Raw genomic sequence first — 22,563 nt, 5'->3', positions numbered from 1 at the left:
GCTCCTATGGGTCGGTGGGATGCGGTAACGCTCGCTAGCATATACCCCCCCCGGGGTACATTTTCAAGGGGCGGAGGGCACGGCCCTGACGCGGGGCAGGGTGTGGTCACCGAGCAGCCTCCTCGCTGTCGGGAGGGGACAGCGGGAGGCGGAGGGCAAACACCGCTCCGCGACCGGGTCCGGGGGAGGTGGCGGTGAGAGTGCCGCCGTGGGCCTCGATCAATGCCCTGGAGATAGTCAGACCGATACCGGCCCCGCCGTTATCCCGGCTGCGGGCGGCATCCCCCCGGTAGAAGCGTTCGAAGATGTGTCCGAGCTGGCTAGGTGGGATGCCCTCGCCGTCATCGGCGACGTGGATGAGCGCGGTGGACGCCCCCTGTCGGTGGACGCTGATCCGGACCTGCCCGCCGGCCGGGGTGTGCCGTAGCGCGTTCGACAGGAGATTGCTCATCACCTGGCCGAAGCGTTGCCGGTCCACGAGCACCCGGGCGGTGTCCGTAATGGTCTCGACCTGTAAATCGACGCCTTTGTCGGCATAAGCTTCCCCCGCGGCAGCAGCGGCGGTATGGAGCAGATCCCCGAGCCTCTCCTCCGCTAGGTCCAAATCGATCCGGTGTTCCTGGGCCCGGGAGACATCGTCAATGTCTTCCATCAACCGGGTCAGGCGGGTGAGTTGGTCAGCCATGATCGCGTGGGTGGCATTATCCCAGTCCACGACCCCGTCCTGGAGACCATCGAGGTAGACCGTGAGCACCGATAAGGGCGTGCCCATTTCGTGGGCCAGATCAGAGAGCATCTGGCGGCGGACCTGTTCGGTGTGTTCCAGCCGGTCGGCCATGGAGTTGAAGGCATGCGCCAGGGTGGTGACCTCGGGGCCTGCTTCTCCGGCGGGCACGCGGATACGATAGTTGCCGGCCGCCAGGCTGGTAGCGGCGCGGGTGAGATCCTGCAGGGGGGTGCGCAGGCGACGCGATAACCACAGGCTAGCCAGCAGGGCGCTGATCAAGGCGGTGGGCAGGGCGACGGCCAGGGTGATCAGGTTGGCGTCCCGGTAGGCCTGCTCGGCATGGAACAGCTCCAGCGAGGGGTCCTCCCGGCCGGCCATCGACATATGATCATGAAACAGGGTCGGGCCCACCACCGTGGCCACGGCCGCGGCCACCAGCAGGCTAATCACCACGACCAACACCTGGGCGGCCAGGAAGCGGAAGGTCAGGCCGGGTCCGTGATTCATGGCTGCCCCACCCGGTAGCCCACGCCACGCACGGTGTCAATAAACCCCCGGCCCCGGGTGTCGGTGCCGAGCTTGCGACGCAAGTTGCCGATGTGGACATCGACGATGCGTTCATCACCGACCCAGGTGGTGTCCCAGACCTCGGCGACCAGGTCGTGGCGGGTCAGCACCTGGCCGGGGCGCAGGGCCAGGGCAACCAGCAGCTCGAACTCCGTGCGGGTGAGCTCCACGGTCGTCTCCCCCACCCGCACCTGATGGGCGACGGGGTCAAGGATGAGGTCACCAACGATCAAGGGGGTGGTCACCTGCGGTGGGGTGGTGCTGGTGCGCGGGCGGCGCAGCACCGCATGCACCCGGGTCACCAGTTCCCGGATGCTAAAAGGTTTGGTGATGTAGTCATCCGCCCCCAGGGTCAAACCGCTGATCTTGTCGTCCTCGCTGCCACGCGCGGTGAGCATGAGGATGTAGCAGTCCGAGAAGGTGCGGATCCGTCGGCATACCTCCAGGCCGTCGAGTTCGGGCAGCCCCAGATCCAGTACCACAACATCGGGGGAAAAGCGACGGGCCTCGTCCACGGCCTGGGTGCCGGTGTACGCCTGGCGGGTATCGAAGCCGGCCCGGATGAGGTAGGAGGCCACCATCTGAGCCAGGGGTTGTTCATCATCGACGACCAGCACCCGCCCCGGGGGCGTGGCGGTGGTCGGTGTGTGGTCAGCCATAGACCCCAGTATCGCTCCGGCAAGGGGGAATACCACCCTCGCTCAGTGCCCGGCGGGGAAATCTTCATCAAATCTTCAAACATCACCCTTCGACCGCCGTCACCCCTGTGCCCTACCCCGGGCCGGCGGCATCGCCTCTCCTCGTCGGTTCAGCAGGCGCCACCAGGGATTTCACTGCCTGCACCGCATACCCGGGGCGGGTAGAACGACATCGCCCACGGCTGAGAGGTGGTGTTCCGGTGGTGACCCAGCCCACCGAATTCACCCCCTTTTCGCCCTGTTATAAGGCTGTGAGCAGGGTTTTTGAATCCTAGTCCGTCAGGCACCCGTGCTAGATAAAGGTATGGCATCGACCTTGAGGCGGTGTCTTCTCACGGTCCTACCACGATCCAAGGAGATTGACGTGAAACGAGCAGCGATCGCAGCCGCGGCCCTTGCCCTCGCCCTCACGGGGTGTTCGGCCGCCGACCCGGAACCCACCGCCGACGGGACGGAGTCCCAGGACACATTCCTGACTACCCATGGCCTGGCCGACATGGACGCGGTGGAGATCATTGATCACCTCGACCGGCAGAAGGTCACTGAGCGTCCCACGGATCTGATCGCCTCAGTGCGTGCCGATGAACTACTGCTCTCGAGCGATGACCAGGAAGTCGCGCTCGATCTTCCCGACAATCAGACGTATGTCTCGATCGCACCCTATCTCACCTCCACCCACGACTGCTTCTACCACAGCCTCACGACCTGCCAGGGGGAACTCGACAATGAGGATATCCAGGTCACGATCACCGATGAGGCGACCGGTGAGGTACTGGTGGACGAGGCGACAACCACCTTCGACAACGGGTTTATTGGCTTCTGGCTTCCCGATGATGTCACCGGCCTGATTGAGGTCAGCTACCAGGGGCATACCGGCTCCACGGAGTTTTCCACCACCGACGACGGTGCCACCTGTGTCACAGACCTGCGCCTGACGTGATAGCTCAGCAGGATCCTCACCTGCGACTGTCTCCCGTATCACTGAAATCTTGCACCAAGGAAGGTTAAATCATGACGAACGCGTTTTCCCGACGACAGTTTCTGCTCGGCGGGCTCGTCCTCGCCGGCACCGGGGCCGTGGCCGCCTGCACCAGCGACCCTGGACCCGCTGCCTCGGCACCAGGTCCCTCCCTTCGCCCCACTCCCACCCCCACTGCGCTCGGTGAGCCGACGGTGCGCCGGACACTGACCGCCCGGCCCCTCTCCCTGGATATCGGCGGCATCGAAGCCAAGACGTGGGGATACGTCTCTGACACCGGGGATGCGGCCATTGAGGCCACCGCCGGCGACGTCCTGCAGGTCGATATCACCAATGAACTGCCTGAGAGCACCTCCATCCACTGGCATGGCATCGCACTCCACAACGCAGCCGACGGTGTGCCCGGCATGACCCAGGACCCCATTGAACCTGGCGAGTCTTTTTCCTATGTTTTTGAAGTCCCCCACGGTGGCACCTACTTCTACCATTCCCACACCGGCCTGCAACTCGACCGGGGTCTGCACGCCCCTCTGATCGTCCGCGACCCGGACGACGCTGAGGATCAGGACGTCGAGTGGACCATCGTGCTCGACGACTGGGTCGATGGCATCGACGGCAGCACTCCCGACGATGAGCTCGACAAGCTCACCGGAATGGGTTCGGGCGACCATGACGGGAGGATGGGAATGGGAGGTCACGGCCAGATGATGCACGGCACCCCGGACCGGGTACTGGGCGGGGATGCCGGCGATGTGATGTATCCGCACTACCTCATCAACGGGCGTATCCCCCGTGCTCACCGGACCTTCGAGGCTCGCCCGGGCGACAAGGCCCGCCTGCGGTTTATCAACTCCGGCGGTGACACCATCTTCAAGGTGGCTCTCGGTGGTCACCGCATGACCGTCACCCACACCGACGGCTTCCCTGTCCAGCCCTGGGAGACCGAATCGATCTACCTGTCGATGGGCGAGCGTGTCGACGTCGAGGTCATCCTCGGCGACGGCATCTTCCCGCTCACGGCTTTGGCGGTGGGTAAGGACGACCGCGCCTTCGCCGTCATCCGCACCGCCGGCGGCCAGGCCCCCCGCCCCGATGTCGACTTCCCCGAGTTGTCGTCCACCGGACTGCTTCTGTCCTCCCTAAAGCCAGCAGACCGTGCACTCCTGCCCGAGGGCACACCAGACCGAGAAGTTAGCATCGACCTGGGCGGGCAGATGATGCCGTATGAATGGAGCATTCTCACCGACGGCCAATCCTCCTCCGCGACCGTGCAGGAGGGCCAGCGCCTGCGGATGGTCATGCGCAACAGGACCATGATGCCCCATCCCATGCACATCCACGGCCACACGTGGGCGCTACCCGGCAGCGACGGGCTACGCAAGGACACTGTCCTTCTCCGCCACGGTGAAACCATGATCGCCGACCTGATCGCTGACAACCCCGGTGAGTGGGCATTTCACTGCCATAACGCCTATCACATGGAAACCGGGATGCTCAGCTCGCTTCGCTACGAATAACCCCCACAGCAGGGGTGGAGTGCCGAGGTGGGCAGAGTCGCTGCAGACCACCCACCGGGCAGCACGATGACCTCCCTCGGTGTTGTGGTCTTCCGGGACAACCAGAACACCGTCTTCTTCCCCACCGCCCCGGAAAACCGAGATTATCTACGCAGAGGAGGAACGTGCCCCGCTGCCGGACTTCTCCGGCCCGTCGCTGATGGAGGAGGGTGAGGAGATCAGCCTGTCTGTTTTTGAAGGCGAGGTCGTCGTCCTCAACGCTTGGGGCCAGTGGTGTGCACCGTGTCGGGCGGAAGTCGATAACCTGCAGCTTGTCCACGCAGATCATGGAGATGTACTCGTACATATTTCCCAGCGGCTGCGTATCTGTGGCGCACTACGCTCTTGCTCTGCGCTGGCTCACCGACTTCAACACTGCCGGGTATGCTGCTGTTGTTGCCGTTCAGGCGCTACTGTTAATGCTGGTTGCCGCGGTATCGTCTAACGAGGCGGCTTTTCGCAGCCGCTGGTCGGGCTGGTGGCTGCTCACCCCTGCGGCCCTGGTGTTATTGGAGGCTGTGCAGCACCGGTTCCCGTTCGGCGGTTTCCCGTTGTCCGCTTTCGGATACAGCCAGACCGATGGTCCTTTCATGGCGGCAGCGCCCCTGGGAGGGACTCTCCTGGTGACCGCGTTGGCCGCAGTTGCGGGGGCCGTTGTTACCGCTGTCATCTTCGGGCCGAGACGAGCCCGTGCAGCATCCGTGGTCGCAGTGGTCGTGGTACTCGCGGTACCGGCGTTCGCGTCAACGATCGTAGATGATACGGCAGAAGGCAGCCTTGACGTCGTGCTCGTGCAGGGTGGAGGCCCCGTGGGCTTCGCGCGGTCAATACCGATCCGTTTGATACGACCCGCCGGCACCTACAGGCTGCCGACGATATCACCGGGGACCCTGATCTGGTTCTGCTGCCCGAAAACGTCGTCAATATCGACGGCTCAATCGACGGGACGCGCGTTGATGCAGCTTTCGCTGAACTGGCCAGGCAACTCGACACGAACATCGTCGTCGGAATTACCGAATCTGAGGATCAACATTTCAGGAACGCATCCATAGTGTGGGGGCCGGACGGGACCCGGTTAGGACGCTATGAGAAGCATCATCGTGTGCCGTTCGGCGAGTACATCCCTATGCGCAATCTGATTGAACGACTCAGCGAGGACGCACGGTTCATCCCCCGCGACGCCATTGCCGGAGAGGGACCGGCGGTGCTCGATCCCAGCGGGACACCACGATTGGGGATCGTCATTTCTTATGAGGTCTTCTTCGCCGACCGGGTCGCTGATGCCGTTCGCAATGGTGGGCAGCTACTCCTCGCACCGACCAACGCCGCGTCTTTTGTGACCGAGGAAGTACCTGCAATTGAAGTGGCCGCATCCCGGATGCGTGCCCGCGAGTTTGGCCGCACCGTTCTCCAGGCTGCCCCCACCGGATACTCCGCAGTTATCCAGCCCGACGGCATAGTCTCACAACTCAGTGGCCTGGGCACGAACGAACTGCTGACGGCAACCGTTCCCCTTCATACTGGTTTGATGCCGTATGCGCGCATGGGGGATACACCCCTGTTGGTTCTCGCGATGCTGGCTCTTGCATGGCCTGCGGTTACCGGCCTCGTCAGCTGGCGCAGGAGAAGGCAGGTTACGGGAATATCCCACTAAACGTGGATTACGGCACCTGCTCCTCGTTGGCGGGACGCTCGCCGCCCCCATATATGACGAGCACGGACTGCCTCCCCTGTGCCCCGGTCTGGCCTGCCTGGAGAAGCTATCAAGTCCGGGCTGTGTCGGCGATGAGTGAGAAGCGTCTCTGCGGTCTGAGGCGGGTGCCTCACGCCCAGTCACTGTCGCCGGTTCCGGTGTCGGGGCCGGTCCTGGTGAGTGCGGGAAGGTTAGAAGGTGACGCCGTGCTCGGCGAACCAGGGCAACGGGTCGACCGCCCCGCTGCCAGTCGGGTAACGCTCGAGGTGCAGGTGAGAGCCGGTGGAAAACCCCCGGTTGCCCATGCCAGCGATCCTCTGACCAGCGGTGACGCGTTTTCCAACGGTCACGTCGAAAGTCTCCATATGACCGGAGACGGCAATCGAGCCATTATCGTGCTGGATGCGGATCCACTGCCCGAAACCGGAGGCCGGGCCGGAGTCAATGACAGTGCCGCCCATCGCCGCGAGGATCGGGGTACCTACGACGTTGGCGATGTCGATACCCGCGTGGAGGGTTCCGCAGTGCACGCCGGAACCGGAGGTGAAGGTGCCTTCAGCGGGCTTGACCACCGAGGGCGCGCGGGCAGCGCGCTCCTTCTCGGCCCGCTCGGCGTTGTACTGGATGGCCTTGTCCAGCTGCTCGTCGATGTTGGCGACCGGCTTGAATTCGGAGATCGCGAGAATCTGCGGTGCGGCCTGCGTCCCACTCGAGGACAGGGCCGTGTCGTTGGTGGCCAAATCCACCTCGACGGTGGCAGCCTCCGGGGAGACCGGAGCCTCGACCTCGGCCGGGGCTTGGAACCGAGACGCTGATCAGCTCACCGTCATTGACGGCCGTGGACTACCCAGCTACAGCACTCCCCGTCGTCGCCCCGCAACTTTTCCACTCCGCCGAGACGGCGGAACGTGGGCCAGGGCGTCGATGGCGGTGGCAATCACTGCTGCCATTGCCGGGCCAGCGTGCGAAGGGCTGTCGCAGTTGAAAGCTTATCGATGATCAGATACCGCGGCACAGGTATGGACAGGCAGGTCAGTCCAGTTTGGGGTCGGACGTGAACTCCTTGTGGGAGACACCGCCCGCCTCCTGACGGGTAGCCGCTGCGGCACGGATATCCTCGCCATCCTCCAGCGCCTGAACCGCCCGGTCGTAGAAGTCCGGGGAGACCACCACCGCCCGGCGGCGGGGCCCGCGACTGGAGATGGTGACCGGTTCACCTTGGGCGGCATCAAGATAGTGGCTTTGTTCGCTGCGGAACTGACTGAGGGTGACCGTGATGCCCATACCCTTTAACGTACATTTTGTACAAGAAGTGCAGCAACGATCGCGGCCGTTCCGGAAGTCCTGCCCGCCGAACGGGACGCTTAGGGGCAGACACCTCCTTGACTGATACCCCCCATGGGTATAGGTTGAAGGTTGTTGGGCATCTCCACTCCTGCCCTTCAGGACATCAAGGAAAGGATCATCTGATGAGCGCCGTAACAAAGAAGTACATCATCGAAGGCATGACCTGCGGACACTGCAAGTCCTCCGTGGAGGAGGAGATCGGCGAGGTCGCCGGTGTGACCATGGTGGAGGCCACCGTGGATACCGGGCAGGTGACCGTCACGGGTGAAAACTTCACCGACGACGATGTTGTCGCCGCCGTCACGACAGCCGGCTACACCGTCAAGCCCTAATCCCTGGGCCCGGTCCCCGCCTCGCGTAGACACGGCCGGGCCAACCCTGCTGGATATGCCCATCAGGCCCAGCCATGCCGGTTCGATATCCCCGACGGTGCATCTGTGGGCGGGCCTTTTGGGACCTCGGAGATGCACCTCACGACTGTTTACTGAAGGACTGATCACTGATGATTCAAACTCAACCGTCGGTTGACCTACTCCAGGTCGATCTGGGCGTCACCGGCATGACCTGTACGTCGTGCTCAGGGCGGGTGGAACGCAAGCTCAACAAGCTCGATGGCGTGGAGGCCACCGTTAACTTCGCCACCGAATCCGCCTCCGTCAGTTACGACCCCACCAAAGTCGACGCCGATCGGCTGATCGAAACCGTGCGGGGTGCCGGGTACGACGCGTTCACCATGGGGGATCAACACGCCTCCGCCGTGGACAGCGGTCCGGAGGAGGACACCGAGGTGGTCGGTGACCGCCACGAACAGGCCCGCGAGGCCGAGGCCACAGACCTGAAGACGCGTCTGATCGGGTCGACGATCCTCTCCGTTCCGGTGGTCGCGATCTCGATGATCCCGTCCCTGCAGTTCATGAATTGGCAGTGGGCCCTGCTCGTCATGTCCACCCTGATCTACTTCTACGGTGGCGCCCCGTTCCACCGGGCGACCTTAACCAACCTGCGTCACGGCTCGACCACGATGGACACACTCGTGTCTCTGGGCACTACCGCTGCGTATCTGTGGTCGCTGTGGGCCTTGTTTTTCGGCAACGCCGGGCACCCCGGCATGGTGATGGAGATGAGCCTGCTGCCCCGCGATGACGGCATGGACCACATCTACCTCGAGACCATCGCCGTAGTCATCACCTTCCTGTTGCTCGGCCGGTGGTTTGAGGTCCGCGCCAAGGGCCAGTCCTCCGCGGCGCTGAAGTCCCTGCTGGACATGGGTGCGAAAGACGCCGCGGTGATCCGCGACGGTGAGGAAGTCCGCGTCCCGGTCTCCCAGCTGACAGTCGGTGACGTCTTCGTCGTCCGCCCGGGTGAGAAGATCGCCACCGACGGTCGTGTCATCGAGGGCACCTCGGCCATCGACGAGTCGATGCTGACCGGCGAGTCCGTTCCCGTCGAGGCCGCCCCCGGCACCCCGGTCACGGGCGCGACGATCAACACCTCCGGTCGACTGCTGGTCGAAGTCACCCGCACAGGTTCGGAGACCACGCTGTCCCAGATGGCCAAGCTGGTCACTGACGCCCAGGCGAAAAAAGCCCCGGTCCAGCGCCTGGTGGATAAGATTTCCTCGGTCTTCGTCCCGACGGTCATTGTCGTCTCCATCATCACCCTGATCGTCCACCTCGCCGCCGGCAGCGGGGCGAACTGGGCCTTTTCCGCCGCAGTCGCGGTGCTGATCATCGCTTGCCCATGCGCCCTGGGACTGGCCACCCCGACCGCCCTGCTGGTGGGCACCTCCCGGGGCGCGCAGCTGGGCTTGTTGATCAGGGGCCCGGAGGTCCTTGAATCCCCCCGCCAGGTCGACACCATCGTCATGGACAAGACCGGCACCGTCACCTCCGGGGTCATGTCGGTCACCGGCGTCCACGCCGCCGACGGCTACACCAACAACGAGGTCCTCGCCTTGTCGGCGGCCGTCGAAGCAGGTTCCGAGCACCCCATCGCCAAGGCGATTGTCACCGAGGCCGAGCGCTCCGGGAACATCCAGGAGGCCACCGACTTCGACAGCACCGCCGGCCGGGGCGTCACGGCCACCGTCAAGGGTCACGTCGTCACCGTGGGCCGTCCCGCCGGCCAGCTGCCCCGTGACCTCACCACCGCCTTCGACCACGCACAGTCGCAGGGCGCGACCCCGGTGGCCGTCTACGTCGATGACCAGCCCGCCGGTGTGGTCGTGGTGCGCGATGTCATCAAAGACTCCTCAGCGGAAGCGGTCGCCCAGTTCCGCAGGCTGGGGTTGAGGCCGTACCTGCTCACCGGCGATAACGCGAAGGCCGCGGCCGCCGTCGCCCAAGAGGTGGGCATCGATGCGGCCAACGTGAGTGCCGAGGTCATGCCGCAGGACAAGGTCGCGGTCATCGAGAAGCTACAACATGAGGGCAAGAAGGTCGCCATGGTCGGCGACGGCGTCAATGACGCGGCCGCCCTGGCCCAGGCCGATCTGGGTCTGGCCATGGGGGCGGGCACGGATGTGGCCATCGAGGCCTCCGATATCACCTTAATGAACAACGACCTGCGCTCCGCGGGCGATGCCATCCGTCTGTCACGTCGCACGCTGGGCACCATCAAGGGCAACCTGTTCTGGGCGTTCGCCTATAACGTCGTGCTGATCCCGGTCGCCGCGATCGGTTTCCTCAACCCGGGGTTGGCGGGCATTGCGATGGGCTTCTCCTCGGTGTTCGTGGTCTCCAACTCCCTCACGCTGCGTAGATTCAAGTCCTCCCACGACAACACAAGTTCCTCACCGCAGCCCGCTCGCCCCTCCGTGCGGCAGCCGGTCACCGCCTAATCCACATCCTTTTCTAGCGATAAGGAACCCCGTGTCCCCCTCCTGTGGCTGAGTCCCTCCAATCACACTCAGACCTCCGTCCCCAAGTACCTGCTCCTGACCTCTCCCCGGCCCCACCCGGCAGGCCCCTCCGGGCCGACAATCTGCCGACTACTTATCCGAATAACGCCACAGGGCGTGGGGACCATGAGGTCCTCATGCCTCATTCCATGCCCTCGGGCTTTCCATCCTGATCGACCCGCAACTGACTCAGGACATACCTGCCCCCTTTTTTCAGCAAGGAGACCATTGTGGATACTCGCACCCCTGATCAGGCCGCTTCTTCCTCGGGTGGGGCCGACACCTGTCACACCACCCATGGCTACATCAACGACAAGGATCGCTATCTCGCCCGCCTCAAGCGCATCGAGGGACAGGCCCGGGGCCTGCACAGCATGGTCGACGAGGAACAGTACTGCATCGACATCCTTACCCAGATCTCCGCGGTCAATGCTGCCCTACGCAGCGTTGCCCTGGGACTACTCGATGACCACATGAAACACTGCGTCCGTGACGCCGCCAAGTTAGGAGGAGAGGAGGCCGACGCCAAGTTCCAGGAAGTCACCGACGCTATCGCCCGTTTCGCCCGGTGACAGGCCGGGACCCGGCCACCACACCCCCGTCGAGAACGGCGGCCAGGCCACTCTGACCGCCCCTGTTGCCGGCTGGAGGCTTCGGAGTCCTGCTGCTGGCGGCGACATGATCGGGTTGATGGCCACTGTTGCTGCTGGTCGAAAAGATCGCGCCACTGAACAACCTTGACCACATCCCCACCTGCAACATCAACCGGTGCTGCCCCCAACACTCCAACTTTTTGTCCGCGCTCCCAAATCGGTTGGTAGCCGGATCTAGGTAGCCGGTTTTCCGCCTGTGGACGCTTGTTGCGCCAACCGCCCCGCTCGGCGCCCTACCGCAGGGAAGCGAACAGCGCTTCGGCCGCGGTGTCGTCCCAGAGCACCACGTTGCCCACTTCGGTGTCGGCGAAGCCGCCGATGGGCACGGTTTCCGTCTCTAGGCCGCCGCGCAGCGCGATGACGATGCGGGCGAGGTTCCACGCGTGGTCGTCGGAGTTGACCGTCAGCAGGGTGGGCGTGACCCACAGCAGACGCGCCATGCGGAACGGGTTCAAATACACGGACGGGGACAGCACGCGCGTGACCAGCCTGGTCATGAACTCGCGCTGGCGCGCCACTCGGTCCAGGTCGCCCTGGGCGGTGGCGCGGGTACGCACGTAGCCCAGTGCTGTGGGGCCGTCCATCTCCTGGCAGCCGGGTTGGAGGTTGATGTTGGCCAGCGGGTCGTCGATAGGCTCGGCGACGCAGATCTCCACACCACCGGCTGCGTCGACCACCCCGGCGAGGCCGCCCATGCCGATCTCCGCGTAGCGGTCCACATGCAGCCCGGTGTTCTGCTCCACGGTCTCCACCAGCAGCTGCGGCCCACCGATGGAGAACGCGGCGTTGACCTTGTCGTAGCCGTACCCGGGCACGGTCACGTACGAGTCGCGCGGGATGGACACCAGCGTCGGCTTTCCGCGCAGCGGCAGGTGCATGAGCATGATCGTGTCGGTGCGCACGGTGCCCAGGTCGCCGCCGGTGCCGAGGCGTTCGACGTCCTTTTCGCTCAGGCCCGTGCGCGAGTCGGAGCCCACGAGCAGCCAGTTTGTCCCCGAGGTGTTCGAGATTTGCTGGTCGGGCATGGCGGCAGTGCGGTTTAGGCGCGCGTCCGCGACCAGCACCGAGCCGATCAGCAAGGCGATGATCAGGGCGAGCACTGCGCCGCAGCCGGGGAGCTTTACTTTGCGACGCACCTTCGGCCCCCGCCGTCTCCCCCTCGAGACCTGCAGCGGGACGTCCTCCGGGGCAGGCCGCGCAGGGCGTTGCTGCACGGGACGCTGCTGCACCGGCCGGCTGCGCGGGTGCTCCGGCGCGCGCCGTGGCTCGTACGCGGCCGGGGGTTCGTAAACGGTGTGGCCCGGCTCGACCCGCGGGGAACCCCCGCGCGCACGGGGTTCTACGCGCGTGAATTCGTCGGGGTGGCGGGGAGCGGGATCGCGTCGAGAAGCAGTTGTGCGACGGCGAATGGGGCGGCCGTAGCGGTCCACGAGGGGCTTGCCGTCTTTGCCCAGCACGAACTCGCCCGCGTTATCGCGGGGGTCGTTGGAATGGGGCGTAGTAGACATGCGCTTAGTGTAACCAGTGTGACGGAAGTGTTTAGATTCCGAGCCACGACAGGTCCAGCAGCGGATAGGCGATAAACGCCACGGCATCGATGAAAAAGTGCGCCAGGATCAGCGGCCACACCCGGCCAGTTTTATGGAAATACCAGGCGAAGATCACGCCCATGACAATGTTGCCGAAGCCTGCGGAGACCCCCTGGTACAGGTGGTAGGACCCGCGCAGCACCGCCGAGGCCGCGATGAACTGCCACGGTTTCCACCCCAGCTGCTTCAAGCGCGTGACCAGGTACATCACCACCACGATCTCCTCGCCGAAGCCGTTGGCGAAGGACCACAGCAGCGACGTTGGGATCTGCACCGCGGCGGTGGTCGGCACCACCACCTTGGATAGCCCCAGGTGTACCGCGGCGACGTACAACGCCAGGCCGGGCAGCCCGATCAGCGCGGCGAACCCCACCCCGCGCGCGGCGTCGGCCCAGCGGGGCCAGCGCCAACGCTCGTCCAAGAGGAACCACGCCAGCCCGCCCCACGCGAACAGCGTCAGCGCGGAAGTCGCCTGCAGTGCCAGGTCCAGCCAGGGGACTGTCGAGGCCGCGTCGTGGATGGTGGTGCTCTGCTGGTTCAGTGGGGCTTGCAACAGCGAGTCCACAAGCCGCAGCGCCGCGCGCAGCCCCGCGGTGCCGAAGGTGACCGCGAGGACGAGCACGATTTCGAGCTTCAGGCGCCGAGTCATGCGCTAACTTTAACGCCATGCAGGATTCGTGGGCGCGCACTATCGAGCAGGTTGTCGGCCAGGAGTACCCCGCCGCCATGCACCATGAGCAGGCCGGCCCCGGCCACCCCGACCCGCGGGTGCTGCATCCGGCGTTCTGGGGCTCGTACGACTGGCACTCGTGCGTGCACATGCTCTGTACCGCGGTGAAGCTGCATGTGCGTATCGACGACCAAAGGCTCGCCGACCTCCTCGACGCCCGCCTGACCGCAGACAACATCGCCGCCGAGGCCGAGTATCTGCGCGCCCACCCCGTCTATGAGCGGCCCTACGGCTGGGCGTGGGCGATGCAGCTGGTCAAGGTGTGCCGCGGCACGAGGTGGGAGGACGCGCTCGCGCCGCTTGAGGCCCAGCTGGAGCGCAGCATCGCCGCCTGGCTGAGCACACAGCAGTGGCCGGTGCGCCACGGCGTGCACTCGAACTCGGCGCTGGCGCTGCTGCTCATCCACGACGCCGCACCGGCCTTGCGCGAGCCGGTGGAGCGCACCGCCCGTGCCTGGTTCGGCGCCGACCGCGCCTACCCGCACACCTGGGAAGTTTCGGGCCACGACTTTGTCTCCAACGGCCTGGCGGAGGCCGCCCTGATGCGCCGCGTGCTGCCTGCCGGCGAGTTCGCCGCCTGGCTAGACGGCTTCCTCACGCCAGAGGCGTTCGCGTTCTACACCGCGCCGATTCCGGTCGCGGACCCGGAGGACGGCCAGCAGGCCCACCTCATCGGGCTCATGCTCACCCGCGCGTGGCTGCTGCGCGAAATTGGGAAACCGGAAGGTACACAGCAGCTTATCGACGCAGCTTCGCCCCACCTGACCGGCCAGAATTTCATGGCCACGCACTGGCTGATCACCTACGCGCTGCTCGCCGAAGACGCGCCGGGAGCGTGACATTCGTGTACAAACGTGGCTATGGGAGCCGGTGAGAACCCCCGGGCGGGCAGCCCGAAAGAGCCGTACCAGCAGCTGGTGCGCACCATTGTCGAGCAGATTTCCAACCACGTCCCGGTGGAGGCGTTCTACTCCGTCGTGATCGCCCACGAGGGCAAAACCTACGTCGCCGCGATGGTCCAGCTTGCGGGCCAACCGCCGCAGACCGCGACGATCGACTACGAGAACGAGCACCGCGAGCTGTTCTACGAGGTGTTCTGGCAGGAGGTCGCGGAGACCGGCCAGGGCGGGCCGACGCAGATCTACGCCGCCAGCTTCGCGCCCAAGTCCAACTCGTTTGTCTACCACGGCAGCCACCCGTACGACCCAGCCCAGGGCGTGCCGGACGCAGCTGCGCTGCAGCGCTTCGCCCAGGGACTTCACGGGGCGCACATCAACACAATGGTGCACGCCCACCTCATGGAGCGCTCAGCCATGAAGCCCGCGTACCGCCCCTCGGGCGCCCACCTCACCGAGGAGCTGTTCACCCGGCTCGGCTACGAAGTCAACGAGCAGGCGAAGTACTTCGGCGCAGATTGGGCCGCGCTGAACGCCTTCTTCGCGCTTTCCTCCGGTCCAGACGGCACGAAGCTCGAGCAGGTGGACGCGATTTTTTACATGGAGAACCTCTCCTACATCTACGGTGTGTTCTCCCGCGCCGAGCTTGAGCCCTTCGCCACCGCCTACATCGACGCGGTGGCGGACGGAAAACCGTTCCACCACGCGCAGGTGCAGATCACCGTGAACAGGCAGAACGGCGAGTTCACGAGCAGCGTGTCCTGGGACGATTGGGCCGAGCGCATCCGCACGACCGCAGAGAACTGGAGAGACGTGGCCAACGACACCCACCCGCTGATGCAGAGGCAGCCATGACCCGCGTCGCCTATTTGGGCCCTGCGGGCACGTTCACGGAAGAAGCCGCGCGCCGCTTCGGCATCGAGGGCGCGCAGTACGTGCCCGTCGAGTCGCCGGCCGCGGCTCTCGCCGCCCTGGACGCGGGCGAGGCGGAGTACGCGGTGTGCGCAATCGAGAACTCCATCGACGGCGCGGTGACCACCACCATGGACGCGCTCGCCGCCACCGAAAGCGCGCGCATCGTGGGCGAGACCGAGCTCGCGATCGCGTTCGCGGTAATGACCAGGCAGGGGCACAAGCTTGACGACGCCCTCCGGCTGGCCACCCACCCCGTCGCCCACCAACAAGTTAAGCGCTGGATCGGAGCGCACGCACCGAAAGCGGAGTTCATCCCGGCGCCGTCCAACGCCGCCGCGGCGAAGATGGTGGCTGACGGCGCCGCCGACGTCGCCGTTGCTCCGGAGCGGGCGGCGGAGCTGCACGGGTTGGAGGTGCACGCCCGCGGTGTCGCTGACGCGGAGACGGCGCGGACCAGGTTCGTGCTCGTCGCAAAGCAGGCTGCTTCGCCGCAACCCACCGGCAACGACCGCACCGCGATTGTCTTCCGCACGAAGAACGAGCCCGGCGCGCTGGTGCGCGTGCTGCAGGAATTCGCGGCGCGCGGGGTGGACATGACGCGCATCGAGTCGCGGCCCACGCGCGAAGAGCCGAACACCTACGACTTCTTCGTGGACCTGGCGGGCCATGCAAGCGACGCGGCGGTGGCGGCGGCGCTTGAGGCCGGCGCCGAACGCACTACCGAGATGCGGCCGCTAGGCACCTGGCCGCGGGAGGGACGATAGCTATGGCATTTACTATGCCGACGGACAGGTACCCATGGGCGGGTAACGCGGTTGAGCGCTTCGAGTACGAAGTGCGCAGCCAGATGCACTATGTGTCGGAGAAGTTCCCGCTGAGCTTGTTCATGGGGTGCAACCCGAGAGGGCAAGTGTTCTTCTTCGTCCTCGGGGAAAGCGACGGCCAGGTGGGGCTGGTGGAGCTCGACTTTGAGGAGCAGCTGCACCGCCTCATGTACGAGGTGCTGCTTCAGCGCCGCCCGGACGAGGACCCGTGCTGGGGCCTTGCAGTGCACTACGACCCGGACGCGGACGAGATCCAGTACCGGGGCCTCGACGGCCTCGGCGCCATGGGAGATGAAGAGCGCGCGCTGGAGGTGCAGCGGGTGGCCAAGGAGATGGGCGGGCTCGCTTCGGAGAGTTAGCCCCAGCCGAGGGCGTGGAGCTCGTGCTCTTCTAACCCGAAGTAGTGGCCCACCTCGTGCAGCACGGTCACCTTCACCTCGTGGCGCAGCTGCTCCTCATCCACGCAGATCGCCTCGAGGGCGTTTTTGTACACGAACACCGCGTCCGGCAAGAACCCGGAGTGGTTCGAGTGCTGCTTCGTCAGCGGCACGCCCTCGAACAGGCCGAGCAGGGCCGGATTGTCCGGGTTGTAGTCCCGCGCCAGGATCACCATGTTTGTCATGTGCTGGGCGAAGTTGTCGGGGATGGTGTCCAACGCGTCGTTGATCATCTCCTCGAACGCCTCGTCGCTGACCGGGAGCATGGCTACTGCACCGGAGCCTGTGCCGGGTCCTGCGCAGCGCCAGCGTTGGCGGGGGCGGGGTCCTGCGCCGCGCCGGCGGTGGGCGCTGGGGCAGCCGGGGTCTGCTGGTCCCTCAAGGGGCGGCGCTGGGGGCGTTCGGGGGGCGGAGCGTCGTCGATAAGCAACTGCCCACGGCCCTGCGTCGCAGACCCGGTGAGGTTGGCAAAGCCACCCTCCGGGCGTGAGAACATCAACGCGCAGTTGACGCTGTGAGAGCCGCCCTCCCAGGCGGCGGGGGACTGCGTGGTCCAGAACGGGCGCAGCGCGATCTGGTAGAGGTTCTCCTCGCTGCCGAGGTACTCCTGCGCGGCCTGGGTGCACACGTCCTGGAGGTGCTTGTCCTGCTCCTCAACGGCCGGGGTGTGGTCCGGGAAAACCTCATCGAGCGAGACCGTGCTGGTGATCTCCAGCTGGTGCGGGTCCGCGCACTTGACCGCGGTGAGCGTGTTGGACGCGTCGATGGACACGCACTGGCCGGGCTCGAACACGCGGGCCTGGTCCTGGTCCACCACACGCCCAGACGTCAGGATCGGCGCGCCGGCGCGGTCGGTCTCCTGCAGCCCGCACAGCATCGTGCGGTCCCCGCGGGCCCACGCGTCCGCCGGCGGCAGGATCGGTGCGATGGAGTAGCGGCCGTTCGGGTCGTACTTGCCTTCCAGATAACGCAGCGTGCCGGCGCCGCACAGCTCCTCGCGCAGCTGGGCCTGGCGCGTCGGGTTCGGCATCGGCGCCTCCGGGCCGAACTCGGAGGTGGGGTAGGTGGCCAGGTTCTGGCGCAGGGACACCTCGAAGCGGTGCTCGCCCTCGCAGTCCGCCTGCTCGAAGCCGGTGATCGTGCCGTCTTCGGCCACCTGCCAGGTCAGGCAGGCCCCGGCGTCGGCGGTGGTGAACGTCGCCGCCTGGTCGGGCGAGACGGTGGAGCTGGCGGTGGTGGAGGAGGCCTGGTCCCCAGTGTCAGTCTCCGAGGGGTCGGCGGCGAGCGTGTACGTGCCCGCGCCGACGGCACCCGCCAGTGCGGCGATGAGGAAGGAACGCAGCGCGCTCTGTTTCGAAGCCATGGCGGCCCATTATTCCACTTCTCGCGCTACCCGAGTAGTCAGCCGGTAGCGATCCGTGCGGTACACCGAGGAGCAAAACTCCACGTTGTGCGTTCCTGACCGGGCGAAACGCACGATGTGCAGCAGGGCTGTGTCCGGTTCGACGTCTAGCAGCGGGGCATTGTCCGGACCGGCGGTGACCGCGGTGACGGTCTGCTCCGCCTCCGTGACGCCCAGGCCGTAATGCTTGTCCAGCAGGGTGTAGACGGAGTGGTAGACGTCGTTTTCCAGAAGGTCCGGCACCAGGGTGGCGTTGTACCAGGCGTCGTCCACGGCGTACGGTTCGCCGTCGCCAAGCCTCAGCCTGCGCAACCGTATGTGCGTTGCGGTGGGGGCGGTGCCGAAAAACTGCGCGACCTCCTCCGGCGGGGTGGTGCGCTCGCACAGCAAGATGCGTGACGACGCCTCCACGCGCTGCGCCCGCATCTCATCCGAGAAACTTGCCAGGTGCAGGCGCGACACCAACGGCGCCGGAGCAACGAACGTGCCCTTGCCGCGCACGCGGCGCAGCCGGCCCGCCGCCACCAAATCCCCGATCGCGCGGCGCACCGTGATGCGGGAGACGCCGTACTCCTCCTCCAGCGCGCGCTCGCCCGGGAGCGGGTCGCCGGGGGAGAACTCCTCGGCAATGCGGGACTCCAAAAGCGAGCGGAGCTGCTCGTGCTTGGGCACAGGGCCGTCTGCGATCGGGAGTGTCATACGCCCACCATAGCGCACTGGTTATGACCGGACGCCGTTGTGCCGTTGCAGTGTCGGTTTCAGGGTCGGTTGCAGGGTCGGCAGACAATGTAAGGTGAACAAGCGTGATTGATCTGAAGCGTGTGCGCGAAAACCCCGAGGCCGTCCGCGAGTCCCAAAGGGCCCGCGGCGAAGACCCTGCGCTTGTGGACGAGCTGCTGGCCGCCGACGAGGCCCGCCGCTCCGCCATCCAAAAGGCGGACGAGCTGCGCTCCGAGCAGAAGGCGTTTGGCAAGAAGATCGGCCAGGCCGCCCCCGAGGACCGCCCGGCGCTGCTGGAAGGCTCCAACGAGCTCAAGGCCCGCGTGAAGGAGGCCGAGGCGGAGGAGGCCGCCGCGCAGGAGAAGCTGGAGAAGCTGCAATACTCCATCGCCAACATCATCGAGGGTGCGCCGGCCGGCGGCGAGGAGGACTTCGTCGTAATCGAGCACGTCGGCGAAGTGCCCGAGTTCGACTTCGAGGTCAAAGACCACCTGGATCTCGGCGAGGCGCTCGGCATCATCGACATGAAGCGTGGCACCAAGGTCGGCGGCGCGCGCTTCTACTACCTGGCGGGCGACGGCGCCTGGCTGCAGCTGGGCATGCTCATGCTCGCCGCCCAGAAGGCGCGCGAAGCCGGCTTCAAGGTGATGATCCCGCCGGTGCTGGTGCGCCCGGAGGTCATGCAGGGCACCGGCTTCCTGGACGAGCACGACGAGGAGATCTACTACCTCGAGCGTGACGACATGTACCTGGTGGGCACCTCCGAGGTGGCGCTAGCCGGCCTGCACCAGGACGAGATCATCGACCTGTCCGACGGCCCGCTGCTCTACGCCGGCTGGTCCTCCTGCTTCCGCCGCGAGGCCGGCTCCTACGGCAAGGACACCAAGGGCATCCTGCGCGTCCACCAGTTCGACAAACTGGAGATGTTCGCCTACTGCAAGCCCGAGGACGCCGAGGAGATGCACCAGAAGCTGCTCGGTCTGGAGCGCGAGATGCTCGGCGCCGTGGAGGTGCCCTACCGCATCATCGACGTCGCGGCCGGCGACCTCGGCTCTTCCGCTGCCCGCAAGTTCGACACGGAGGCGTGGGTGCCGTCGCAAGGCACGTACCGCGAGCTGACCTCCACCTCCAACTGCACCACCTTCCAGGCCCGCCGCCTGCACACCCGCTACCGCGACGCCGACGGCAAAACCCAGACCGCCGCCACCCTCAACGGCACCCTGGCCACCACCCGCTGGCTGGTGGCCATCCTGGAAAACAACCAGCAGGCCGACGGCTCCGTGCGCGTGCCCGAGGCGCTGCGCCCGTGGGTGGGCAAGGAAGTGCTCACGCCGTAATGGATACGCGCCGATACCGCGGCTTCACCGTCCCGCGGCTCTACGAAGGCATCTCCGCCAACCGCGACGAGGCCGTGGAGAAGTTCTACCAGGGCCTCGTCCGGTTCGCCCGCCGCGTCATGCGCGCGACGAACATCGACGTCACGGTCATCGGCGCCGAAAACATCCCTGCGGAAAGCGGCGCGATGCTCGCCGGCAACCACACCGGCTACGCCGACTTCATCCTGCTCGGCACTGGCCCGTATCTGCACGGCGAGCGGCTGGTGCGGTTCATGGCCAAAAAATCCGTCTTCGAGGTGCCCGTTTTGGGTTGGCTGCTCAAGTTGATGAAGCACGTGCCGGTGGACCGCGCCCGCGGCGGCGCCTCCATCGCGCCGGCTGTGGAGATGCTGCGCGAAGGCAACCTCGTGGGCATCTTCCCCGAGGCCACCATCTCGCGGTCGTTTGAGCTGGCAAACTTCAAAACCGGCGCTGCCCGCATCGCCCACCAGGCCGGGGTGCCGCTCGTGCCGTGCGTGATGTGGGGCTCGCAGCGCATCTGGACCAAGGATCTGCCGAAACACTTCCGCAACGTGCCCGTCATCGTGCGTTACGGCGAGCCCGTCCACCTCACCGGCGATGCCGAGGCGGACACCGCCGAGCTGAAGCGACAGATGCAATTGCTTCTCGACGCCTCACGGTCCGAATACGCCTCCCTCTACACCGACGGCGCGGGCGAGGCATGGATGCCGGTCGCCCTCGGCGGCACCGCGCCCACGCCGGAGGAGGCCGAGGAGCTCTACGCTCGGGAACGTGCCGAGCGTGAGGCGAAGAAGCAGCGCAAGAAGGTTTGATGCTTCATGCCTGTCGACGCCACCGGTGACGCCCCGCGCCTGATCATCTCCGACATCGACGGCACCTTCATCACCTCCGCCGGCCGCGTCACCGACAGGCTGCGCGCAGTGATCGTGCGCGCCGTCGAAACCGGCGCCCACTTCGGCCTGGCCACGGGGCGTCCGCACCGCTGGCTCATCCCCGTGCTGGAGCAACTTCCGCTCGCACCGGTGTGCGTGTGCGCCAACGGGGCCGTGGTCTACGACCCAGCCACAGACCGGGTGCTGCACGCCTTTGAGCTCTCCCCGTCCGCGATGGCCGAGGTCGTCGAGGCGGCGGAGCGCGTCCTCGCCGATGTGCCGCACGGCTACGGCGTGGAGCGCGTCGGCTCGTCCGCGCTCGACCCCGAAGAAGAGTGCTTCATCATCACCCCCGAGTACAACCGGGACGCCTGGGACAGCCAATTCGGCGTCACCGACACCCAAACCCTGATCAGCCAGCCCGCCGCGAAGCTGCTGGTGCGCTGCTCGTCCATGACCTCAGCGCAGATGTTCGAACTCATCGCGCCAGAGGTAGACCCGGAGCTCGCGCACGTGACCTACTCCATGGACGAAGGCCTGATCGAGGTGTCCTGCCCCGGCGTGGACAAGGCCGCCGGCGCGCGCTACCTGGCCGAGCGCTACGGCGTCACCGCCGCCGACGCCATCGCATTCGGCGACATGCCCAACGACCTGGAGCTTCTGCGCTGGGCCGGCCGCGGCGTTGCCATGGCTAACGCGGCGCCCATGCTTCACGACGCAGCCGACCACGTCACCGCCACCAACGACGAATACGGTGTCGCGCAAGTGCTCGAGCGCTGGTTCTAGCTCGCCTGCTGCTCCAGGCCCGCGAGCCAGGTGCGGTACGGCGTGGCAATCCGGTTGGGCAGCTGGTGCACCCCCGGGCGCTGGTCAATGGCGGTCTGGATCTGCGCGATGAACCCGTCGGTGCGCGCGTTATCCCACCCCACCCTGCGCACCACGGCGCCTTGATTCTGGAGTTGGGTTTCGCGGTGGCGTTCACGTCGTAAAGCTTCTGCTGCATCCCCGAACACCCCGCTGTTCTTCTCCAGCCCGTCCGCCTCGAGCACGAGGAAGCCGTTGATGAGCACGTCCGCCCAGGCAACGGTGGGCCATCCATCCGCTTCGGTGATGCGGAACCCCACCTGGAACTCGATGGTCTCCACGCCCGTGAGGCGGCCGTCGGCGATCGCGCGCAGAATCGCATCGCGCACGATGGTCTCCAACGCACTCGCGGACGTGTCGGCGGAGTGGCAGATGAGCTCGCGGAAGGCCTTCATGCCGCGGGCGCGAGTGAGAATCTCGGTCTTTTCCAGCAGGTAGTCCGTGGTGAGATGCTCGTGCTTGAACCGCGCGGACTCGATCTGCACCAGCGCCTCGAGCGCGCCGTAGTAGCGGAACGAGTCAAACATGGCACGGATCGCTGTCGCGGTGCGGATGCCGTTGTGCTCGACGAACTCCGCGTCGCGGAGGAGGCCGCTGCGGTAGATCCTGTCCGGGTACTTCTTGCCCCAGGCCCGGGACGACCCAGGCATCGCAAGATCTACCGTGGTCACCCATTTGTATGTGGAAAGGTCGAGCCACCGTGCAGCGGCCGGGCCCGTGATTGCTGCGGTTTTGCACTGTGCTGCGACCTTCTTGATCAGATCCAGCTCAGCCTGACGTTTCTCTTGAATTCCCCCCATGGCAGGGAGTATTGCACGGTCTGTGCTGCTCGTCCAC

The 22,563-nt window shown here is 65.9% G+C and carries 22 protein-coding genes and 3 pseudogenes; 15 read left to right on the top strand and 10 right to left on the bottom strand.

Translation table 11 applies throughout. From position 1 onward, the window contains the following. Positions 1-106 precede the first annotated feature (106 nt). Together H0193_RS07575 and H0193_RS07570 are read right to left on the bottom strand one after the other, a co-directional pair. Positions 107-1,234 (bottom strand): sensor histidine kinase, encoded by a 1,128-nt coding sequence (locus H0193_RS07575; protein ID WP_181889258.1) that lies wholly within the window; start codon positions 1,232-1,234, stop codon positions 107-109. After that, entirely contained in the window at positions 1,231-1,953 is a 723-nt protein-coding gene (locus tag H0193_RS07570; RefSeq protein WP_181889257.1) for a response regulator transcription factor, read from the bottom strand. The genes H0193_RS07575 and H0193_RS07570 overlap by 4 nt, the downstream gene beginning before the upstream one ends. Positions 1,954-2,356: 403 nt before the next feature. On the opposite strand from H0193_RS07570, the gene H0193_RS07565 reads away from it, so the two are divergent. The 5 genes and pseudogenes from H0193_RS07565 (at position 2,357) to lnt (ending at position 6,181) form a co-directional block, all read left to right on the top strand. After that, the gene (locus H0193_RS07565) at positions 2,357-2,932 is read left to right on the top strand and encodes a CueP family metal-binding protein (RefSeq protein WP_085957612.1); all 576 of its coding nucleotides are present in this window, start codon (positions 2,357-2,359) and stop codon (positions 2,930-2,932) included. 71 nt (positions 2,933-3,003) lie between these two features. Further along, positions 3,004-4,488, top strand: coding sequence for a multicopper oxidase family protein (locus H0193_RS07560; protein WP_181889256.1), 1,485 nt, complete (start codon positions 3,004-3,006; stop codon positions 4,486-4,488). Positions 4,489-4,567: 79 nt separating this feature from the next. Next, positions 4,568-4,804 (top strand): annotated as a pseudogene (locus H0193_RS07555) (TlpA family protein disulfide reductase); the annotation flags it as partial. 10 nt (positions 4,805-4,814) lie between these two features. Next, a pseudogene (locus H0193_RS12365) lies at positions 4,815-5,120 on the top strand (apolipoprotein N-acyltransferase); the annotation flags it as partial. A 284-nt stretch (positions 5,121-5,404) separates the two neighbouring features. Next, entirely contained in the window at positions 5,405-6,181 is a 777-nt protein-coding gene (gene lnt / locus H0193_RS12360) for an apolipoprotein N-acyltransferase (RefSeq protein WP_338025183.1), read from the top strand. Positions 6,182-6,411: 230 nt separating this feature from the next. Here lnt and H0193_RS07545 read toward each other — a convergent pair. Together H0193_RS07545 and H0193_RS07540 are read right to left on the bottom strand one after the other, a co-directional pair. Then, positions 6,412-7,011: pseudogene (locus H0193_RS07545) on the bottom strand (M23 family metallopeptidase); the annotation flags it as partial. A gap of 241 nt (positions 7,012-7,252) precedes the next feature. Beyond that, positions 7,253-7,504 carry a type II toxin-antitoxin system prevent-host-death family antitoxin gene (locus H0193_RS07540; RefSeq protein WP_070471922.1) on the bottom strand — a complete coding sequence of 84 codons (252 nt, stop codon included), beginning with the start codon at positions 7,502-7,504 and terminating at the stop codon, positions 7,253-7,255. Between the two features lie 185 nt (positions 7,505-7,689). Here H0193_RS07540 and H0193_RS07535 point away from each other — a divergent pair, with 185 nt between their 5' ends. The 3 genes from H0193_RS07535 to H0193_RS07525 all read left to right on the top strand — a co-directional run bounded on the left by H0193_RS07535 (position 7,690) and on the right by H0193_RS07525 (position 11,038). Beyond that, positions 7,690-7,899, top strand: a complete 210-nt coding sequence (locus H0193_RS07535) for a heavy-metal-associated domain-containing protein (RefSeq protein ID WP_034997583.1) — start codon at positions 7,690-7,692, stop codon at positions 7,897-7,899. Positions 7,900-8,069: 170 nt separating this feature from the next. After that, a complete protein-coding gene (locus H0193_RS07530; protein WP_181889255.1) occupies positions 8,070-10,406 on the top strand; it encodes a heavy metal translocating P-type ATPase in 2,337 nt (778 codons plus the stop codon). A 290-nt stretch (positions 10,407-10,696) separates the two neighbouring features. Continuing rightward, positions 10,697-11,038, top strand: coding sequence for a metal-sensitive transcriptional regulator (locus H0193_RS07525; RefSeq protein WP_269511641.1), 342 nt, complete (start codon positions 10,697-10,699; stop codon positions 11,036-11,038). A 314-nt stretch (positions 11,039-11,352) separates the two neighbouring features. Here H0193_RS07525 and H0193_RS07520 read toward each other — a convergent pair whose 3' ends face one another. Next, entirely contained in the window at positions 11,353-12,627 is a 1,275-nt protein-coding gene (locus H0193_RS07520; RefSeq protein ID WP_181889254.1) for an LCP family protein, read from the bottom strand. 31 nt (positions 12,628-12,658) lie between these two features. Then, positions 12,659-13,357 carry a CPBP family intramembrane glutamic endopeptidase gene (locus tag H0193_RS07515; RefSeq protein WP_181889253.1) on the bottom strand — a complete coding sequence of 233 codons (699 nt, stop codon included), beginning with the start codon at positions 13,355-13,357 and terminating at the stop codon, positions 12,659-12,661. A 17-nt stretch (positions 13,358-13,374) separates the two neighbouring features. Here H0193_RS07515 and H0193_RS07510 point away from each other — a divergent pair, with 17 nt between their 5' ends. From H0193_RS07510 to H0193_RS07495, 4 genes are read left to right on the top strand one after another with little or no spacing between them, the layout of a single operon-like run. Next, a complete protein-coding gene (locus tag H0193_RS07510; RefSeq protein WP_181889252.1) occupies positions 13,375-14,277 on the top strand; it encodes a DUF2891 family protein in 903 nt (300 codons plus the stop codon). A gap of 21 nt (positions 14,278-14,298) precedes the next feature. Further along, positions 14,299-15,189: a hypothetical protein gene (locus H0193_RS07505; RefSeq protein ID WP_181889251.1), complete on the top strand. Its 891-nt coding sequence runs from the start codon at positions 14,299-14,301 to the stop codon at positions 15,187-15,189. Then, a complete protein-coding gene (gene pheA / locus H0193_RS07500) occupies positions 15,186-16,013 on the top strand; it encodes a prephenate dehydratase (protein ID WP_181889250.1) in 828 nt (275 codons plus the stop codon). Before H0193_RS07505 ends, pheA begins: the two co-directional genes overlap by 4 nt. 2 nt (positions 16,014-16,015) lie before the next feature. Beyond that, positions 16,016-16,432: a hypothetical protein gene (locus H0193_RS07495; protein WP_181889249.1), complete on the top strand. Its 417-nt coding sequence runs from the start codon at positions 16,016-16,018 to the stop codon at positions 16,430-16,432. Here H0193_RS07495 and H0193_RS07490 read toward each other — a convergent pair. From H0193_RS07490 to H0193_RS07480, 3 genes are read right to left on the bottom strand one after another with little or no spacing between them, the layout of a single operon-like run. Further along, positions 16,429-16,776, bottom strand: a complete 348-nt coding sequence (locus H0193_RS07490) for a metallopeptidase family protein (RefSeq protein ID WP_181889248.1) — start codon at positions 16,774-16,776, stop codon at positions 16,429-16,431. The genes H0193_RS07495 and H0193_RS07490 overlap by 4 nt on opposite strands. A gap of 2 nt (positions 16,777-16,778) precedes the next feature. Continuing rightward, positions 16,779-17,873, bottom strand: coding sequence for a septum formation family protein (locus tag H0193_RS07485; RefSeq protein ID WP_181889247.1), 1,095 nt, complete (start codon positions 17,871-17,873; stop codon positions 16,779-16,781). 9 nt (positions 17,874-17,882) lie between these two features. Continuing rightward, positions 17,883-18,611, bottom strand: coding sequence for a GntR family transcriptional regulator (locus H0193_RS07480; RefSeq protein ID WP_181889246.1), 729 nt, complete (start codon positions 18,609-18,611; stop codon positions 17,883-17,885). A gap of 104 nt (positions 18,612-18,715) precedes the next feature. Here H0193_RS07480 and serS point away from each other — a divergent pair, with 104 nt between their 5' ends. From serS to H0193_RS07465, 3 genes are read left to right on the top strand one after another with little or no spacing between them, the layout of a single operon-like run. Continuing rightward, positions 18,716-19,969 (top strand): serine--tRNA ligase, encoded by a 1,254-nt coding sequence (gene serS, locus H0193_RS07475; protein ID WP_181889245.1) that lies wholly within the window; start codon positions 18,716-18,718, stop codon positions 19,967-19,969. After that, on the top strand, positions 19,969-20,802 hold the full coding sequence (locus H0193_RS07470) for a lysophospholipid acyltransferase family protein (RefSeq protein ID WP_181889244.1): 834 nt from the start codon (positions 19,969-19,971) through the stop codon (positions 20,800-20,802). The genes serS and H0193_RS07470 overlap by 1 nt, the downstream gene beginning before the upstream one ends. A gap of 6 nt (positions 20,803-20,808) precedes the next feature. Next, complete coding sequence (locus tag H0193_RS07465) at positions 20,809-21,648, top strand: HAD family hydrolase (RefSeq protein ID WP_181889243.1); 840 nt, start codon at positions 20,809-20,811, stop codon at positions 21,646-21,648. Here the strand turns inward: H0193_RS07465 and H0193_RS07460 are convergent. Further along, on the bottom strand, positions 21,645-22,526 hold the full coding sequence (locus tag H0193_RS07460; RefSeq protein ID WP_181889242.1) for a hypothetical protein: 882 nt from the start codon (positions 22,524-22,526) through the stop codon (positions 21,645-21,647). The two genes, H0193_RS07465 and H0193_RS07460, sit on opposite strands and share 4 nt — an antisense overlap. Positions 22,527-22,563 lie beyond the last annotated feature (37 nt).

The organism is Corynebacterium haematomassiliense (assembly GCF_013978595.1).
GTDB lineage: Bacteria > Actinomycetota > Actinomycetes > Mycobacteriales > Mycobacteriaceae > Corynebacterium > Corynebacterium lehmanniae.
This window is presented reverse-complemented; position numbering and strand designations above follow the sequence as displayed.